The sequence below is a fragment of the Microbacterium sp. NPDC058021 genome (genome assembly GCF_042885955.1).
Lineage (GTDB): Bacteria > Actinomycetota > Actinomycetes > Actinomycetales > Microbacteriaceae > Microbacterium.
This window is the reverse complement of record NZ_JBHVRF010000007.1, coordinates 206,529-219,537: the sequence shown is the minus strand read 5'-3', so window position 1 is coordinate 219,537 and position 13,009 is coordinate 206,529. Positions and strand designations below refer to the sequence as shown.

The 13,009-nt window shown below is 71.4% G+C and carries 15 protein-coding genes and 1 rRNA gene; 9 read left to right on the top strand and 7 right to left on the bottom strand.

The genetic code is table 11. The annotated features are described in order from the left end of the window. Positions 1-84: ribosomal RNA gene (rrf, locus tag ACFVR6_RS15730) — 5S ribosomal RNA — on the top strand; the annotation flags it as partial. A 52-nt stretch (positions 85-136) separates the two neighbouring features. Here the strand turns inward: rrf and ACFVR6_RS15725 are convergent. Beyond that, positions 137-730: a hypothetical protein gene (locus tag ACFVR6_RS15725; protein WP_386964727.1), complete on the bottom strand. Its 594-nt coding sequence runs from the start codon at positions 728-730 to the stop codon at positions 137-139. An 81-nt stretch (positions 731-811) separates the two neighbouring features. Here ACFVR6_RS15725 and ACFVR6_RS15720 point away from each other — a divergent pair, with 81 nt between their 5' ends. From ACFVR6_RS15720 to ACFVR6_RS15710, 3 genes are read left to right on the top strand one after another with little or no spacing between them, the layout of a single operon-like run. Next, complete coding sequence (locus ACFVR6_RS15720) at positions 812-1,162, top strand: VOC family protein (RefSeq protein ID WP_386964725.1); 351 nt, start codon at positions 812-814, stop codon at positions 1,160-1,162. Positions 1,163-1,205: 43 nt separating this feature from the next. Beyond that, entirely contained in the window at positions 1,206-2,519 is a 1,314-nt protein-coding gene (gene tyrS, locus ACFVR6_RS15715) for a tyrosine--tRNA ligase (RefSeq protein ID WP_386964723.1), read from the top strand. Between the two features lie 13 nt (positions 2,520-2,532). After that, positions 2,533-3,378, top strand: a complete 846-nt coding sequence (locus ACFVR6_RS15710) for a DUF4184 family protein (protein ID WP_386964721.1) — start codon at positions 2,533-2,535, stop codon at positions 3,376-3,378. Here ACFVR6_RS15710 and ACFVR6_RS15705 read toward each other — a convergent pair. Genes ACFVR6_RS15705 through purD form a run of 5 tightly spaced genes read right to left on the bottom strand, consistent with a single transcriptional unit; the run spans position 3,375 to position 7,691 of the window. Further along, complete coding sequence (locus ACFVR6_RS15705; protein ID WP_386964719.1) at positions 3,375-4,307, bottom strand: MFS transporter; 933 nt, start codon at positions 4,305-4,307, stop codon at positions 3,375-3,377. The genes ACFVR6_RS15710 and ACFVR6_RS15705 overlap by 4 nt on opposite strands. Further along, a complete protein-coding gene (locus ACFVR6_RS15700; RefSeq protein WP_386964717.1) occupies positions 4,292-4,555 on the bottom strand; it encodes a hypothetical protein in 264 nt (87 codons plus the stop codon). Before ACFVR6_RS15700 ends, ACFVR6_RS15705 begins: the two co-directional genes overlap by 16 nt. 39 nt (positions 4,556-4,594) lie before the next feature. After that, on the bottom strand, positions 4,595-5,110 hold the full coding sequence (locus ACFVR6_RS15695; protein ID WP_386964714.1) for a nitroreductase family deazaflavin-dependent oxidoreductase: 516 nt from the start codon (positions 5,108-5,110) through the stop codon (positions 4,595-4,597). Positions 5,111-5,162: 52 nt separating this feature from the next. Next, a complete protein-coding gene (gene lhgO / locus ACFVR6_RS15690; protein WP_386964712.1) occupies positions 5,163-6,365 on the bottom strand; it encodes an L-2-hydroxyglutarate oxidase in 1,203 nt (400 codons plus the stop codon). Positions 6,366-6,419: 54 nt separating this feature from the next. Then, entirely contained in the window at positions 6,420-7,691 is a 1,272-nt protein-coding gene (purD, locus tag ACFVR6_RS15685) for a phosphoribosylamine--glycine ligase (RefSeq protein WP_386964710.1), read from the bottom strand. A gap of 42 nt (positions 7,692-7,733) precedes the next feature. Between purD and ACFVR6_RS15680 the strand changes: the two genes are divergently transcribed. Both ACFVR6_RS15680 and ACFVR6_RS15675 read left to right on the top strand, forming a co-directional pair. Further along, a complete protein-coding gene (locus tag ACFVR6_RS15680) occupies positions 7,734-8,090 on the top strand; it encodes a sterol carrier family protein (protein WP_386964708.1) in 357 nt (118 codons plus the stop codon). 56 nt (positions 8,091-8,146) lie between these two features. Next, positions 8,147-8,446, top strand: coding sequence for a potassium transporter Trk (locus ACFVR6_RS15675; RefSeq protein WP_386964706.1), 300 nt, complete (start codon positions 8,147-8,149; stop codon positions 8,444-8,446). 1 nt (position 8,447) lies between these two features. Here ACFVR6_RS15675 and ACFVR6_RS15670 read toward each other — a convergent pair whose 3' ends face one another. Then, positions 8,448-9,056, bottom strand: a complete 609-nt coding sequence (locus tag ACFVR6_RS15670) for a zinc-binding alcohol dehydrogenase (protein ID WP_386964704.1) — start codon at positions 9,054-9,056, stop codon at positions 8,448-8,450. A 126-nt stretch (positions 9,057-9,182) separates the two neighbouring features. On the opposite strand from ACFVR6_RS15670, the gene purM reads away from it, so the two are divergent. The 3 genes from purM to ACFVR6_RS15655 are packed head-to-tail and all read left to right on the top strand — an operon-like array spanning position 9,183 to position 13,006. After that, positions 9,183-10,301 carry a phosphoribosylformylglycinamidine cyclo-ligase gene (purM, locus tag ACFVR6_RS15665; protein ID WP_386964702.1) on the top strand — a complete coding sequence of 373 codons (1,119 nt, stop codon included), beginning with the start codon at positions 9,183-9,185 and terminating at the stop codon, positions 10,299-10,301. Between the two features lie 6 nt (positions 10,302-10,307). Continuing rightward, entirely contained in the window at positions 10,308-11,768 is a 1,461-nt protein-coding gene (purF, locus tag ACFVR6_RS15660) for an amidophosphoribosyltransferase (protein ID WP_386964700.1), read from the top strand. A 50-nt stretch (positions 11,769-11,818) separates the two neighbouring features. Then, entirely contained in the window at positions 11,819-13,006 is a 1,188-nt protein-coding gene (locus ACFVR6_RS15655; protein ID WP_386964698.1) for an MFS transporter, read from the top strand. Positions 13,007-13,009 lie beyond the last annotated feature (3 nt).

Below are 13,009 nucleotides of genomic sequence, written 5' to 3'. Positions count from 1 at the left end.
CACATACCGAACCCGGAAGCTAAGCCTCTCAGCGCCGATGGTACTGCAGGGGGGACCCTGTGGGAGAGTAGGACACCGCCGGACTTCTTTCGTGAGAAAGCCACCCAATGCTGGGTGGCTTTCTCTCGTTAACGCGTCACCAGATCGAGAGCCGCACGAGCGCGCCGATCACGCACGCCCACAGCAGGCTCGCGAGCGTGCCGACGATGAATCGTTCGCGCGCCGCGGGCGTCGACAGCTCCGAGAACCGCCCGATGCCCTTGAGGGCGACGACGACGGCGATGGCCTCGGGGAAACCGGCGATGAGCCCGAGGGTGACGCCGAGCCGCTCGAGGTAGCCGATGGTGGTGCCGCCGCGCAGGATCTCCTGCACCGCGCCCTGGTCTTCGCTGTCGCCGCGCTCCCCCACGAGGATGCCGCCGGCGATGCCCTGCTGCACCGTGCCGTGGGTGGCCATATCGAGGACGCGACGCACGACCGGGTCGCCGCCCAGCACCGCCAAGGCAAGCCCGAGCAGGGCGAGGATCATGCCCATGATCCCCGGCACGTTGTACGGGGTCATCACGACGATGACCAGGCCCACCACCACGAGGGCTGCGGCGATCGCCAGCGGCACGTTGCGTGGGCGGCGCAGACTCACCACCACGAGCACCAGCGCCGCACACAGCGCCAGAAACAGGAAGATCGACAGGACGGCGACGACAACGGCGTCGGGGATGGCCACCAACATGCGGTCAGTCTGGCACGGGGGTCCGTCACCGCCCCGGCATCCGCTCTTGTCACTTCGCGTCGCGCGCACCACCATGGGGCCATGGCGAAGATGGAGCACTTCGAGATCCCGGCCGACGACCTGGGCAGGGCGCAGGCGTTCTACCAGGAAGTGCTCGGCTACGACTTCCAACCCTGGGGCGAGGACATGGGCATGCTCACCCAGCCCGACGATGAGGGCGTCAATGGCGACCTGCATCGCCGCGCCGCCGTCTCCCACCCCACCGTCGTCTTCACCGTCGATCGCATCGAGGACACGATCGCCCTCGCCGTCGCCGCCGGCGGCGCGCAGGCGAGCGAGATCCAGGCGCTCGGCGAGAGCGGGCGGTGGGCGTACATCACCGACTCCGAGGGCAACACCATCGGGCTGTTCGACGAGGTCGCCGCGGCCTGAGGGCATCGGTGGCGCCCGGCATCCCGCTGATAGCCTGGAACGCGTGTCTTCCGAAGCCTTGACGGTCGCCCCGCCCGCGATCGACCCCACGTTCGAGAACGTCTGGGACGAACTGCAGTGGCGCGGCCTCGTGCACGTGTCCACCGACGCGCAGGCTCTGCGCGAACTGCTCGGTGGCGACCCGATCACCTACTACTGCGGCTTCGACCCGACGGCGCCGAGCCTGCACCTGGGCAACCTCGTGCAGCTGCTCACTCTGCGGCGTATCCAGCTCGCCGGCCACAAGCCGCTCGGCCTCGTCGGCGGCTCGACCGGTCTCATCGGCGACCCCCGGCCCTCCGCCGAGCGCACCCTGAACACCCCCGAAGTCGTCGCCGACTGGGTCGCGCGGCTGCGCGCCCAGGTCGAGCGCTTCCTGAGCTTCGAAGGCGACAACGCCGCGCGCATCGTCAACAACCTCGACTGGACGGCGCCGCTGTCGGCCATCGATTTCCTTCGGGAGATCGGAAAGCACTACCGCGTCGGCACCATGCTCAAGAAGGACGCCGTCGCGGCGAGGCTCAACTCCGATGCCGGCATCAGCTACACCGAGTTCAGCTACCAGATCCTGCAGGGCATGGACTACCTGGAGCTGTACCGCCAGTACGGCTGTGTGCTGCAGACCGGCGGCAGCGACCAATGGGGCAACCTCACCAGCGGGACGGACCTCATCCACCGCGTCGAGGGCGTGTCGGTGCACGCGATCGGCACACCGCTGATCACCAACAGTGACGGCACCAAGTTCGGCAAGAGCGAGGGCAACGCCGTCTGGCTCGACCCCGAGATGTGCAGCCCCTACCGGATGTACCAGTTCTGGCTCAACACCGATGATGCCGACGTGGTCTCGCGCCTGAAGGTCTTCACGTTCCTCACGCGCGCCGAGATCGAAGAATACGCCCGCCTCGTCGAGTCCGAGCCGTTCCGCCGTGCCGCCCAGAAGCGCCTCGCGCTCGAGGTGTCGACGCTCGTGCACGGCGCCGAGGCGACGGCCGCCGTCATCGCGGCATCGGACGCGCTGTTCGGCAAGGGCGATCTCACGGCGCTGGATGCCGCGACGCTGCGTTCCGCGCTCGAGGAGCTGCCGCACGCTTCCGTCACGCGGGACACGACGGTCGTGCAGGCGCTCGTCGACACCGGCCTGACCGCGAGCCTGTCGGAGTCGCGTCGCGCGATCACGCAGGGCGGTGTCTCCCTCGACGGCGTCCGCATCGAGGACGACACGGCGCTCGTGACCGGCGCGCTGCCCGGCGGCGTCTCGGTGCTGCGCCGCGGCAAGAAGACCCTCGCCGGCCTGTTCGTCGACGAGCCGGCCGGCTAGGCACGGGGCGCGGATGCCGTTCACGCCGAGCCACGCGCTCGTCGCGCTGCCGTTCATCCGCACGCCGATGGTGCCGGCTGCCGTCGCCATCGGCGCGATGACGCCCGATCTGCCGCTGTTCGTCCGCGGCACCCCGCTGACCTACGCCACGACTCACTCCTGGCCGGGGCTCGTCGTGACGCTGATGGTGGCCTTCGCACTGCTGCTGGCGTGGCGGTGCCTGCTGCGGCCCGCGGTGCGCGAGCTCTCGCCTGCGTGGCTCGCCGGCCGGTTGCCCGAGGGGTGGGACATGCCGGCCCGCGACGCGGCGCTGGACACGGTCGGTGCGCGCCCGCGGCATCCGCAGGGACGGGCCTACCCGCTGCTGGTGGTGGTGTCCCTCCTCGTCGGGGTCGTCTCGCATATCGTCTGGGACGCGTTCACCCACGAGGGCCGGTGGGGACTCGCATTGATCCCGGGGCTCGACGCGGCGTGGGGGCCGCTCCTCGGCTACAAATGGCTGCAGTACGCCTCGGGTGTCGTCGGACTGCTCATCATCGCGATCTGGGCGGCGTTGTGGCTCGGCCGCCGTGTCGAGCGCGCCGCGGTGTCGCGGGTGCTGCCCGGCGCCGTACGCGTCGCGTGGTGGATGTCGCTGCCCGTCGTGCTGATCGTGGCGTGGGCGATCGGGCTCGCGGTGTACGGCCCGCTGGACGCCGATTTCGGTGTGGCGCACCTCGCCTACCGCGTGCTGCCGCCCGCCTGCGCGGTGTGGGGAGCGGGCACCCTCGTGCTCGCGGTGTGGGTGCAGGTGCTGCGCGCACGGCGTCCTCGCGGCGCTGGGGACGCCCCCGCGCCGGCGGCGATGCGACGCGGCTAGGAGCGGGCGGCCGGGCGGGGAGCCCGCGTCGTGACCCGCGCGAGCGGGATCACCGCGAGGGCGGCGATCGGCGCGATGAGCAGCGCGACGCGCAGCGAGCTCGCGTCGGCGACCGCCCCGATCAGGGGCGGCGCGAGGAAGCCGATGCGCATGACGAGCGATGAGATCGTCAGGCCCACGCCCGCGCGCAGGCCCGGCGCGCGGTCGGCGGCCTCCATCGCCGAGGGGATCATCGTGGCGATGCCGATCCCCACGAGCACGAATCCGGTCAGTGTCGTCCACAGCCACGGCGCCGCCAGGGCGAGCGTGAACCCCGCGGCCGTCGCGATCGCCCCGACCGTGACCATGCGCCCGGTGCCCCACCGGTCGATCGCCCGGTCGCCGACGAGCCGGCCGACGGTGAGGGCGCACATGAAGACGATGAACGCGGTGCCTGCGGTGTCGGCACCGGCGCCCACGATGTCGACGAGGTAGATGCCGCCCCAGGTGGACACGACGTCTTCCAGCAGCGCGCCGCCGAGCCCGACACCCAGGATCGCGAGGAACGGCCACAGCGTGAACCGGCCTGCGGCGCGGGCCGCCGTCGCGGTCTCATCGGCATCCGTCGTCGCAGGCAGGCGCGCGAGCACCCCGGCCGCAGCCGAAAGCAGCACGATGAGGACGCCGGTCGTCACCAGCTGCGCGCCCATCGGCACGCCCTGGGCGACGGCCAGCGCGGCGCCGAGGCCGCCCACGATCGCGCCGACGCTCCACACGCCGTGGAGGCCGCTGATCACCGACCGGCCCATCGCGCGCTGCACGCGCAGCCCGTGGGCGTTGTTGGCGATGTCACCGGTGGAATCGAGCACCCCCGCGATGAACAGTGCCGCCGCGAGCGTCCACCCGTCCGAGGCCAGTGCGATGAGCACGAGGTTCAGCCCCAGCAGCATCGAGGAGGCGACGGCGGTCGGCGCGGAGCCGAGCGTCCGCAGCAACCGGCCGGCGACGAGACCGCCGCCAGCGCACCGACGGGCCCGGCGGCGATGATCAGCCCGAACGTGCCGTTGTCGAGCGAGAACGTCTCGCGCAGTTCGACGTACCGCGGCACGATCGACGCGAACGCGATGGCGTTGACGAAGAAGAGCAGCCCGACGCCCCAGCGGGCCCGTTCTGCGCGAGCCTGCGGCAGGAGTTCCATCGCACTCAGCCTATCCGCGCGGGCCCGGCGCCCCCGCGGCTACAGGCGCTCGGTGAACGGGGACGGCACGGCATCCGTCGTCAGCCGGAACAGCCGCACGACGCGACCCGAGTCGCGCTCGTACTGCCGGTAGCCCGGCCATTGCGCCTCGATCAGCCGCCATGCCGCATCGCGCTCGCCGTCGGGCAGCCGCTCGGCGTGCACTCGGTAGCGCCGCCCGCGCACGACGACTTCGGCATCGGGATGCGCGGCGAGGTTCGCCGTCCACGCCGGATGCCGGTCGCGCGCGAAACTCGTGCCCGCGACGATCGCACCGCCGCGTCCGTCCGGCGTGTACATGAGCTGCGTCTCGCGCGGCTGGCCGCTCTTGGCGCCGATCGTGTGCAGCACGAGTGAGGGGACCAGGATGCCGGAGACGATCACCCGCCCGCCGGTGAGCCGCTTCATGACCCGCTCGGCCACGGGGAGCGCCCGGGGTGCGACCCGGCGGAACGCGCGGGTGCGCGTCACCGGGGCCAGGACGCGCCGGAGGGTCGTGACGAGACGGTTCGCCATGCCCCGAGCATGCCATCGATCCCGCGGCGGGCGTGGGCGCGGCGCGCGCCGGTCAGGCCCGCGGCGCCGAGAGGTAGTGGGCGATCACGTACTCGGCGATCGCGATCGAACTGGTCGCGGCCGGCGAGGGGGCGTTGCGCAGCACCGTGACGGGCCCCACCTGGTCGACCGCGAAGTCGTCCAGCAGTTCACCGCCCCGTCCCCAGGCCTGCGCGCGCACGCCCGCGGCGGTCTTGTGGGTCAGGTCGCTCATCTTCAGCTCCGGCACGAACCGCCGCGCTTTGCGGAACCACAGCGGCTTGATCAGCGAGCTGCTGATCTCGTCCACTCCCATGCGCCAGTGCTGCTTGGCCAGTGGCCAGGCGCCCGGCCAACGCAGCGACTCCCACGTGTCCTTGGCCGACATCTGCAGCCAGGTGTAGCCCTCTCGCGCGAGCGCGGGCACGGCGTTGGGACCGACATGCACGTTGTCGTAGACGCCGCGCGTGAAATGCACGCCCAGGAACGGGAAGCGCGGGTCGGGCACGGGATAGATCATGCCCTTGACCAGGTCGCCGCGCTCGGCGGCGAGCTCCCAGTACTCGCCGCGGAACGGCAGGATCTTCGGCGACGGATCGGCGCCGACGAGCGTGGCCACCACGTCGGACTGCAGCCCCGCGCAGACGATGAGCCGGTCGAAGACATCCTCCGAGACCGGTGTCACGACGCGCACGGTGCCGTTCTCGCGGTGGATGCCGGTGACCTCGTGCCCCAGCCGGATCTCGCCGCCCGCGGCGCGCACGTCCTGTGCCATCGCCTCGGTGATGCTGGCGTAGTCCACCGCCGCGGTGTGGGGGGAGTGCACGGCGGCGACCCCGGCGACGTGCGGCTCGATCTCGTGCAGGCGCGCGACGTCGTCGACGCGCACGAGACCGGGCACACCGTTGGCGATGGAGCGTCGTTCGATCTCGGCCAGCGCGGGCAGCTCGGTCTCGTCGACGGCGACCACGAGCTTGCCGACCTCGCGGTAGGGCAGACCCTTGGCTTCGCAGAACTCGCGGATCGACACCCGGCCCGCCGCGCACAGCGTGGCCTTGAGCGATCCCGGTGCGTAGTAGAGACCGGCGTGCACGACGCCGGAGTTGCGGCCGGTCTGGTGCTGAGCGAGTCGCGGCTCCTTCTCGAGCACCGTGACCGCGGATCCGCGCTGGGCGAGGGCACGCGCGAGCGCGACGCCCACGATGCCTCCGCCGATGATTCCGATGCGCTCGGGCATCCGTGACTCCTCACTGCAAAAGGTGTTCCGGGTCGCGGCGCCCGGATCCGTCGTTCAGTCCTCGGCGACGCGCCGACCGATGTCGGTGCGGTGGTGCCCGCCCTCCAGGTGGATGCGCGCGAGCGCGTCGTACGCGCGCTCCCGCGCCTGGAAGAACGTGTTCCCGAGAGCGACGACGTTGAGCACGCGGCCGCCGGTGGCGATGAGTTCGCCGTCCTGGCGCGCGGTGGCCGCGTGGGCCAGGTGCACGCCGTCGACGGCGGCCGCGTCGTCGAGACCCGTGAGCACGCGGCCGGTGACGGGCGCGGCGGGGTAGCCCTCGCTGGCGAGCACGACGGTGACGGCGGCGGCCTCGGCGAACTGCGGGGCGGGCTCGTCCTCGAGGTGACCCGAGGCCGCGGCCATGAGCAGGGTCGACAGCGGAGTCGCCAGGCGCGCCAGCACGACCTGCGTCTCGGGGTCGCCGAAACGGGCGTTGAATTCGATCACCTTCACCCCCCGCTCGGTGAGGATGAGGCCGGCGTAGAGCAGACCGATGAAGGGCGTGCCCTCGGCGTCGAGCTGGCGGATGACCGGCTCCGCGACATCGCGCGTGACCTGGGCGACGAACTCGTCCTCGCCGCCGAAGGCGCCGGCCAGCCATGGCAGCGGCGAATACGCGCCCATGCCGCCGGTGTTGGGGCCGGCATCCTCGTCGAATGCGCGCTTGTAATCCTGCGCGGGTGACAGCGGGACGACGCGGTCGCCGTCGGAGACGAAGAACAGCGACACCTCGGGACCGGAGAGGAACTCCTCCACGAGCACCGGTGCGCCGGCGAGGTACTCGCCGGCGTGCGCGAGCGCGGCAGCGCGGTCCTCGGTGACGATGACGCCCTTGCCGGCGGCCAGACCGTCGGCCTTGACGACGAACGGCGCGCCGAACTCGTCGAGCGCCGCTTCGACCTCGGCGAGGGTGCGGGCCCGCACGGCCCGCCCGGTGGGCACTCCCGCGGCATCCATGATGCGCTTGGCGAAGGTCTTCGAGCCCTCCAGCTGGGCGGCGGCCTTGCCGGGACCGAAGGCCGGGATGCCCCGCTCGCGCAGCGCATCGGCGACCCCCGCCACGAGCGGCGCCTCCGGGCCGATCACGACGAGGTCGATCGCGTTCTCGTTGGCGTAGTTCGTCACGGCGACCGGATCGACCGGGTCGAGGTCGACGAGCGCGGCGTCGGCGCCGATCCCGGCGTTGCCCGGTGCGGCGAACAGCTCGTGCCCGGCTTCTTCGGCGCGCAGAGCGAGGATGATGGCGTGCTCACGCGCGCCCGAACCGAGGACCAGGATCTTCACCCGGCCAGCCTACCGAGCGGTGGTCGGCGGTAGCGTGGCGGGATGGCGCGGAAGATCACCACCGACGAGGGACGCGCGGCGCTCGCCGCCGTCGCGCAGGCCGCCACCCCTGCTCGCACCGACAATGCCACGGCGGTGCGCTACCTGCTGCAGCTGCTGGCCGAGAAGGCGCCGGGCAACACCGTCGAGGTGCGGGTGCCGCCCTTCGGTGCGGTGCAGGTGCTGGAAGGTCCCCGTCACACCCGCGGCACCCCGCCGAACGTCATCGAGACGGACCCGGCCACCTGGATCGCCCTCGCGACCGGCGCAGAGGCGTGGGCGGATGCCGCGGCGGCCGGCCGCATCCACGCATCGGGGACCCGCGCGGACCTGTCGGCGGTGCTGCCGCTGCGCCCCTGACCGTGCACCTGCCCCGCCGCGGCGCGCTCCCCTGTCGCCGGTGAGACAATGGAGGCATGACCGAGTCCGCGCGTGTGCGCCGCAGCCCGAAGTTCGCGGTGTTCCTCGGGCTCGGTGCCGCTCTCGGCATCCTGGCCGCCCTGATCCTCACGTTCGCGTTCGACGGCACGTCCGAGGTGAGCCCCAACACCGGCGTCGTCTACACCTCGACCCAGGTGTTCGGCTTCGTCGCCCTCATCTGCGTGCCGGTCGGCATTGCGATCGGCGGCATCGTCGCGGTCATCCTCGACCGCGTGCTGGCCCGCCGTGCGCGCGACGTGCAGATCGAGCACGAGCGCATCCGCACGCAGGACTGAGTCAGGCCAGTTCCGCGATGATCGGATGGATCGCCGCGTCGAACGCCACCACGTCGCCGCGCAAGCCATCGGTCACCGCGATCGTGAGCGAGCCGATCCACCACACCCCGCGCTGAGCCAGCGGCAGGACCTGCACGTTCAGCTCGAAGGAATGGGCGCGCCGGCCCACCCGACGCTCGTGCTCGGCGATCGCACCGGCATACGCGCGGTAGGACACCCGTGCGCCGGCGGCGGCATCGGCCACGTAGCGTTCGTGGGCGCGTCGTGCGTAGGCCACCACCGCCTCGGCGTGCGGAACCATCCCGTCGCGCAGTTCGTCATACCCCTCGGTGGGGAGGGCGGCGAGGCTGCCGAAGCCCTCGACCAGATCCAGCGGCACCGGGGAGGGGTGCGCCTGTGGTTCGACGGTCATCGCCCAGTAGCCGCGCCACTGGCGCTCGAGCACGGCTTGCGCATCCTCGTCGCGTTCGACGGATGCCGGAGGCAATCCCCGCAGCGGCGGCAGCTCGTCGGGGGAGCGGATGCCGAGGGCCTGGCGCACTCCGAGGGCTGCGAGCACCGCCTGGCTCGCGTCCTCGCGCACCACCCATTCGGGAGCCCCGCCGACCATGCGGCCATTGTAGGCCGGGCGTGTCGGGGTGGGGCAGGTCTGGAGGGGCCTGTCGCGGCGGGGCAGCCGCGCGGCCACGCTCGCGGACGGGCGAGGAGGATGGTCCCGCGAGGGTAGTCTGGTCGCGTGGCCCCACCCTCCCACAATCCCTATGCCGCTGCAGGTGTCGACACCGCTGCGGGCGATCTCGCCGTCGAACTCATGAAGACGGCCGTCAAACGCACGCATGGACCGGAGGTGCAGGGCGGCGTCGGCGGCTTCGCCGGCCTCTTCGACGCCACCGCGCTGACGGCGTACACGAAGCCGCTGCTGGCGACCAGCACCGACGGCGTCGGCACGAAGGTCGCCATCGCGCAGGCGATCGACAAGCACGACACGATCGGACTGGACCTCGTCGGCATGGTCGTCGACGACATCGTGGTGGTGGGTGCGAAACCCCTCTTCATGACCGATTACATCGCCTGCGGCAAGGTGGTGCCCGAGCGCATCGCCGACATCGTCAAGGGCATCGCCGCGGGCTGCGCCGAGACCGGCACCGCTCTCGTCGGTGGCGAGACGGCCGAGCATCCGGGACTTCTCGGCATCAACGACTACGACGTCGCGGGCGCCGCGACCGGCGTGGTCGAAGCCGACCGGGTGCTGGGAGCCGAGCGCGTGCGCGCCGGCGACGTCGTGCTGGCGCTCGGCTCCAGCGGCCTGCACTCCAACGGCTACTCGCTCGTGCGCCACATCGTCGCCGGTGCCGGCATCGCCTACGGCGACAACGCCGCCGATTTCGGAGCCACCTGGGGAGAGGCGCTGCTGGAGCCGACGCGGCTCTACACGACCCCGCTGCTGCGCCTGGCCGCCGAGTTCCCGGCCGATCTGCATGCGCTCAGCCACGTCACCGGGGGCGGCATCGCCGCGAACCTGGCGCGCGTGCTGCCGCTGGGCACCTGGGTCGACGTCGACCGGTCGACGTGGAGCCCGCCGCCGGTGTTCCGCGTGCTCGCCGACCTCGGCGACCTGGATCTCACTTCGACCGAGGGCACCTGGAACCTGGGCATCGGATTCCTCGCCGTCGTCTCGGCCGAGCGCGCGGATGCCGCGGCAGCCGCGCTCAACGCCGCCGGCATCCACACCTGGCAGGTCGGTGTCGTCCACGACACGGCGCTGCCGGACGGCGATTACGAACAGGGCGCCAAGGGCGTCGAGGGTGGTGCGGTTCGCCTGGTCGGCTCGTACCTCGAGCAGGGAACGGACTGACAACCCATGTGCGGAATCGTCGGCGTCGTCGGTCACGCCCCCGTCAACCAGGAGGTCTACGACGCGCTGCTGCTGCTGCAGCACCGCGGTCAGGACTCCACCGGCATCGCCACGGCCGAGCCGAGCGGCGTCGTGCACATGAACAAACAGCGCGGCATGGTGCGGGAGGCCTTCCGCACGCGTGACATGCGCACGCTCCTCGGCACGATCGGCCTCGGCCACGTGCGCTACGCCACGAAGGGCACGGCCTCCAGCGAAGAGGAGGCGCAGCCGTTCTACGTCAACGCGCCCTACGGCATCGTGCTCGTGCACAACGGCAACCTCACCAACACGCGCGAGCTCAGCGAAGAACTGTTCCGCACCGACCGCCGTCACCTGAACACCAGCTCCGACACCGAGCTGCTCGTGAACGTGCTCGCCAACGAGCTGCAGCAGACGATCCACGGCGAGCGGCTGAGCGCCGACGACGTGTTCACGGCCGTCACCCGGGTGCACCGCCGCGTCGAGGGCTCCTACGCCGCGATCGCGCTCATCGCCGGGTACGGGCTGCTGGCCTTCCGTGACCCCTTCGGCATCCGCCCCCTCATCCTCGGCACGCGCCGCACCGCCGACGGCCGCGACGAGTGGATCGTCTCGAGCGAATCACTCGTGCTCGAGAACGCCGACTACGAAGTCGTGCGCGACGTGCGGCCGGGCGAGGCGGTGTACATCGACATGGATGGACAGCTGCACTCCCGCCAGTGCGCCGACGAGACGCTGCTGGCGCCCTGCTCGTTCGAGTACGTGTACCTTGCCCGCCCCGATTCGATCATGAACGGCATCGCGGTGTACGAATCGCGGCTGCGGATGGGCGAGCGCCTGGCCGACACGATCGCCAAGCACACCCCGCCCGGATCCATCGACGTCGTCATGCCGATCCCCGACTCGTCCCGTCCGTCGGCGATGCAGGTCGCCCGCAAGCTCGGGCTCGAGTACCGCGAGGGCTTCTACAAGAACCGCTACGTCGGCCGGACTTTCATCATGCCGGGACAGGCGGTGCGCAAGAAGAGCGTGCGACAGAAGCTCAACGCGATGTCGAGCGAGTTCAAGGGCAAGAACGTGCTGCTCATCGACGATTCCATCGTGCGGGGGACGACCTCGAAGGAGATCATCCAGATGGCGCGGGATGCCGGCGCCAAGACGGTGACCTTCGCTTCCGCCGCCCCTCCGGTGCGGTACCCCCACGTCTACGGCATCAACATGCCGTCCCGGCACGAGCTCGTCGCGCACGGGCGCACGATCCCCGAGATCGCCGCGGAACTCGGCTGCGACCGGCTGGTCTATCAGGAGGTCGACGATCTCAAGGCCGCCATCCTCGAGGGCTCGGATCTCGTCGACCTCGACATGAGCTGCTTCGACGGCCGCTATGTCACGGGCACCGTCTCGGACGAGTACCTGGCCTGGGTCGAGGGCACCCAGGCATCTTGAGTCGCGAGGCGGCATCGCCGCGACCCGCGACGCCGGATCGGCGCGGCGGGGTGCTCGCGTTCGTCGGCATCGTGCTGTTCGCGTTCTCGCTGCGCAGCGCCGTGGCCTCGCTGTCGCCGCTCATCGACCTGATCTCCGCCGATTTCGCGCTGTCCGCGAGCGTCGTCGGCCTCATCGGCACCGCACCGCCGGTGTGCTTCGCCGTGTTCGGTCTGCTCGCGCCGCAGTTCGAGAAGCGCTTCGGACTCGAGAAGGTGACCGTTGCGGCGATCACGGTCGTCGCCGTGGGGTTGGTCATCCGCGCCTTCGCGGGCGATGCCATCGGCCTGCTCGGTGCGACGGCGCTCATCTTCGCCGGCGTCGGGACCGGCAACATCCTGCTGCCGCCGCTGGTGAAGAAGTACTTTCCGCGTCGGGTGGGGCTGCTGACGACCGTCTACTCGACCACCATGGCCGTCGCCACGTTCACGCCGCCGCTGGTCGCCGTGCCGCTGGCGGACGTCACGGGTTGGCGGATGTCGCTGGGCGTCTGGGCGGTCTTCGCCGCCGCCGCGACCCTCCCGTGGATCCTGATGCTGTGGCGCGCGCGGACCGATGCGCCCGAGGGGATCGCCGTCACGACGCCGCGTCTGTTCGCGCGGCTGTGGAAGCTGCCGCTGGCCTGGGCACTCGCGGTCGCCTTCGCCGTCTCGTCGATCCTGGCGTACACCTCGTTCGGGTGGCTGCCCACGATCCTCGTCGACATCGCCGGGGTGACGCCCCACGCCGCGGGCGCGCTGCTGTCGCTGTTCGCGCTGATGGGGCTGCCCGCCTCGCTGGCCGTTCCCCTGCTCGTGGCCCGGCTGCGCGCCGAACGGGTGCTCATCGCCATCGCGGTGTGCGCGGGATTCGCGGGCCTCGGCGGACTGATCGTCGCCCCGGAGGCCGCCCCGGCGCTGTGGGTGGCGCTGCTCGGGCTCACGCCGCTGCTGTTCCCCATGATCCTCGTGATGCTGGGGCTGCGCACCCGCTCGCACGAGACGGCCGTCGCCCTCAGCGGGTTCGTGCAGAGCATCGGCTACGCGATCGCTGCGGTGTTCCCGCTGGGGATCGGCCTGCTCCATGATGCGACGGGTCAGTGGACACCGGCACTGTGGGTGCTGGTCGGCGTGGTCGCCGCAGCGATCCCTGCCGGTTACGTCATCACCCGCGCACGCACGGTCGAAGAAGACTGGGAACGCCGTTACGGGCGGTGGTGAGAG

Coding starts and splice junctions, on each gene's coding strand:
- ACFVR6_RS15710 (WP_386964721.1), top strand. CDS start 2,533: ATGCCGTTCACGCCGAGCCACGCGCTCGTCGCGCTGCCGTTCATCCGC.
- ACFVR6_RS15725 (WP_386964727.1), bottom strand. CDS start 730: ATGTTGGTGGCCATCCCCGACGCCGTTGTCGTCGCCGTCCTGTCGATC.
- lhgO (WP_386964712.1), bottom strand. CDS start 6,365: ATGCCCGAGCGCATCGGAATCATCGGCGGAGGCATCGTGGGCGTCGCG.
- ACFVR6_RS15700 (WP_386964717.1), bottom strand. CDS start 4,555: ATGGAACTCCTGCCGCAGGCTCGCGCAGAACGGGCCCGCTGGGGCGTC.
- ACFVR6_RS15675 (WP_386964706.1), top strand. CDS start 8,147: ATGACCGAGTCCGCGCGTGTGCGCCGCAGCCCGAAGTTCGCGGTGTTC.
- ACFVR6_RS15680 (WP_386964708.1), top strand. CDS start 7,734: ATGGCGCGGAAGATCACCACCGACGAGGGACGCGCGGCGCTCGCCGCC.
- purF (WP_386964700.1), top strand. CDS start 10,308: ATGTGCGGAATCGTCGGCGTCGTCGGTCACGCCCCCGTCAACCAGGAG.
- ACFVR6_RS15705 (WP_386964719.1), bottom strand. CDS start 4,307: ATGCTGCTGGGGCTGAACCTCGTGCTCATCGCACTGGCCTCGGACGGG.
- ACFVR6_RS15695 (WP_386964714.1), bottom strand. CDS start 5,110: ATGGCGAACCGTCTCGTCACGACCCTCCGGCGCGTCCTGGCCCCGGTG.
- ACFVR6_RS15720 (WP_386964725.1), top strand. CDS start 812: ATGGCGAAGATGGAGCACTTCGAGATCCCGGCCGACGACCTGGGCAGG.
- ACFVR6_RS15670 (WP_386964704.1), bottom strand. CDS start 9,056: ATGGTCGGCGGGGCTCCCGAATGGGTGGTGCGCGAGGACGCGAGCCAG.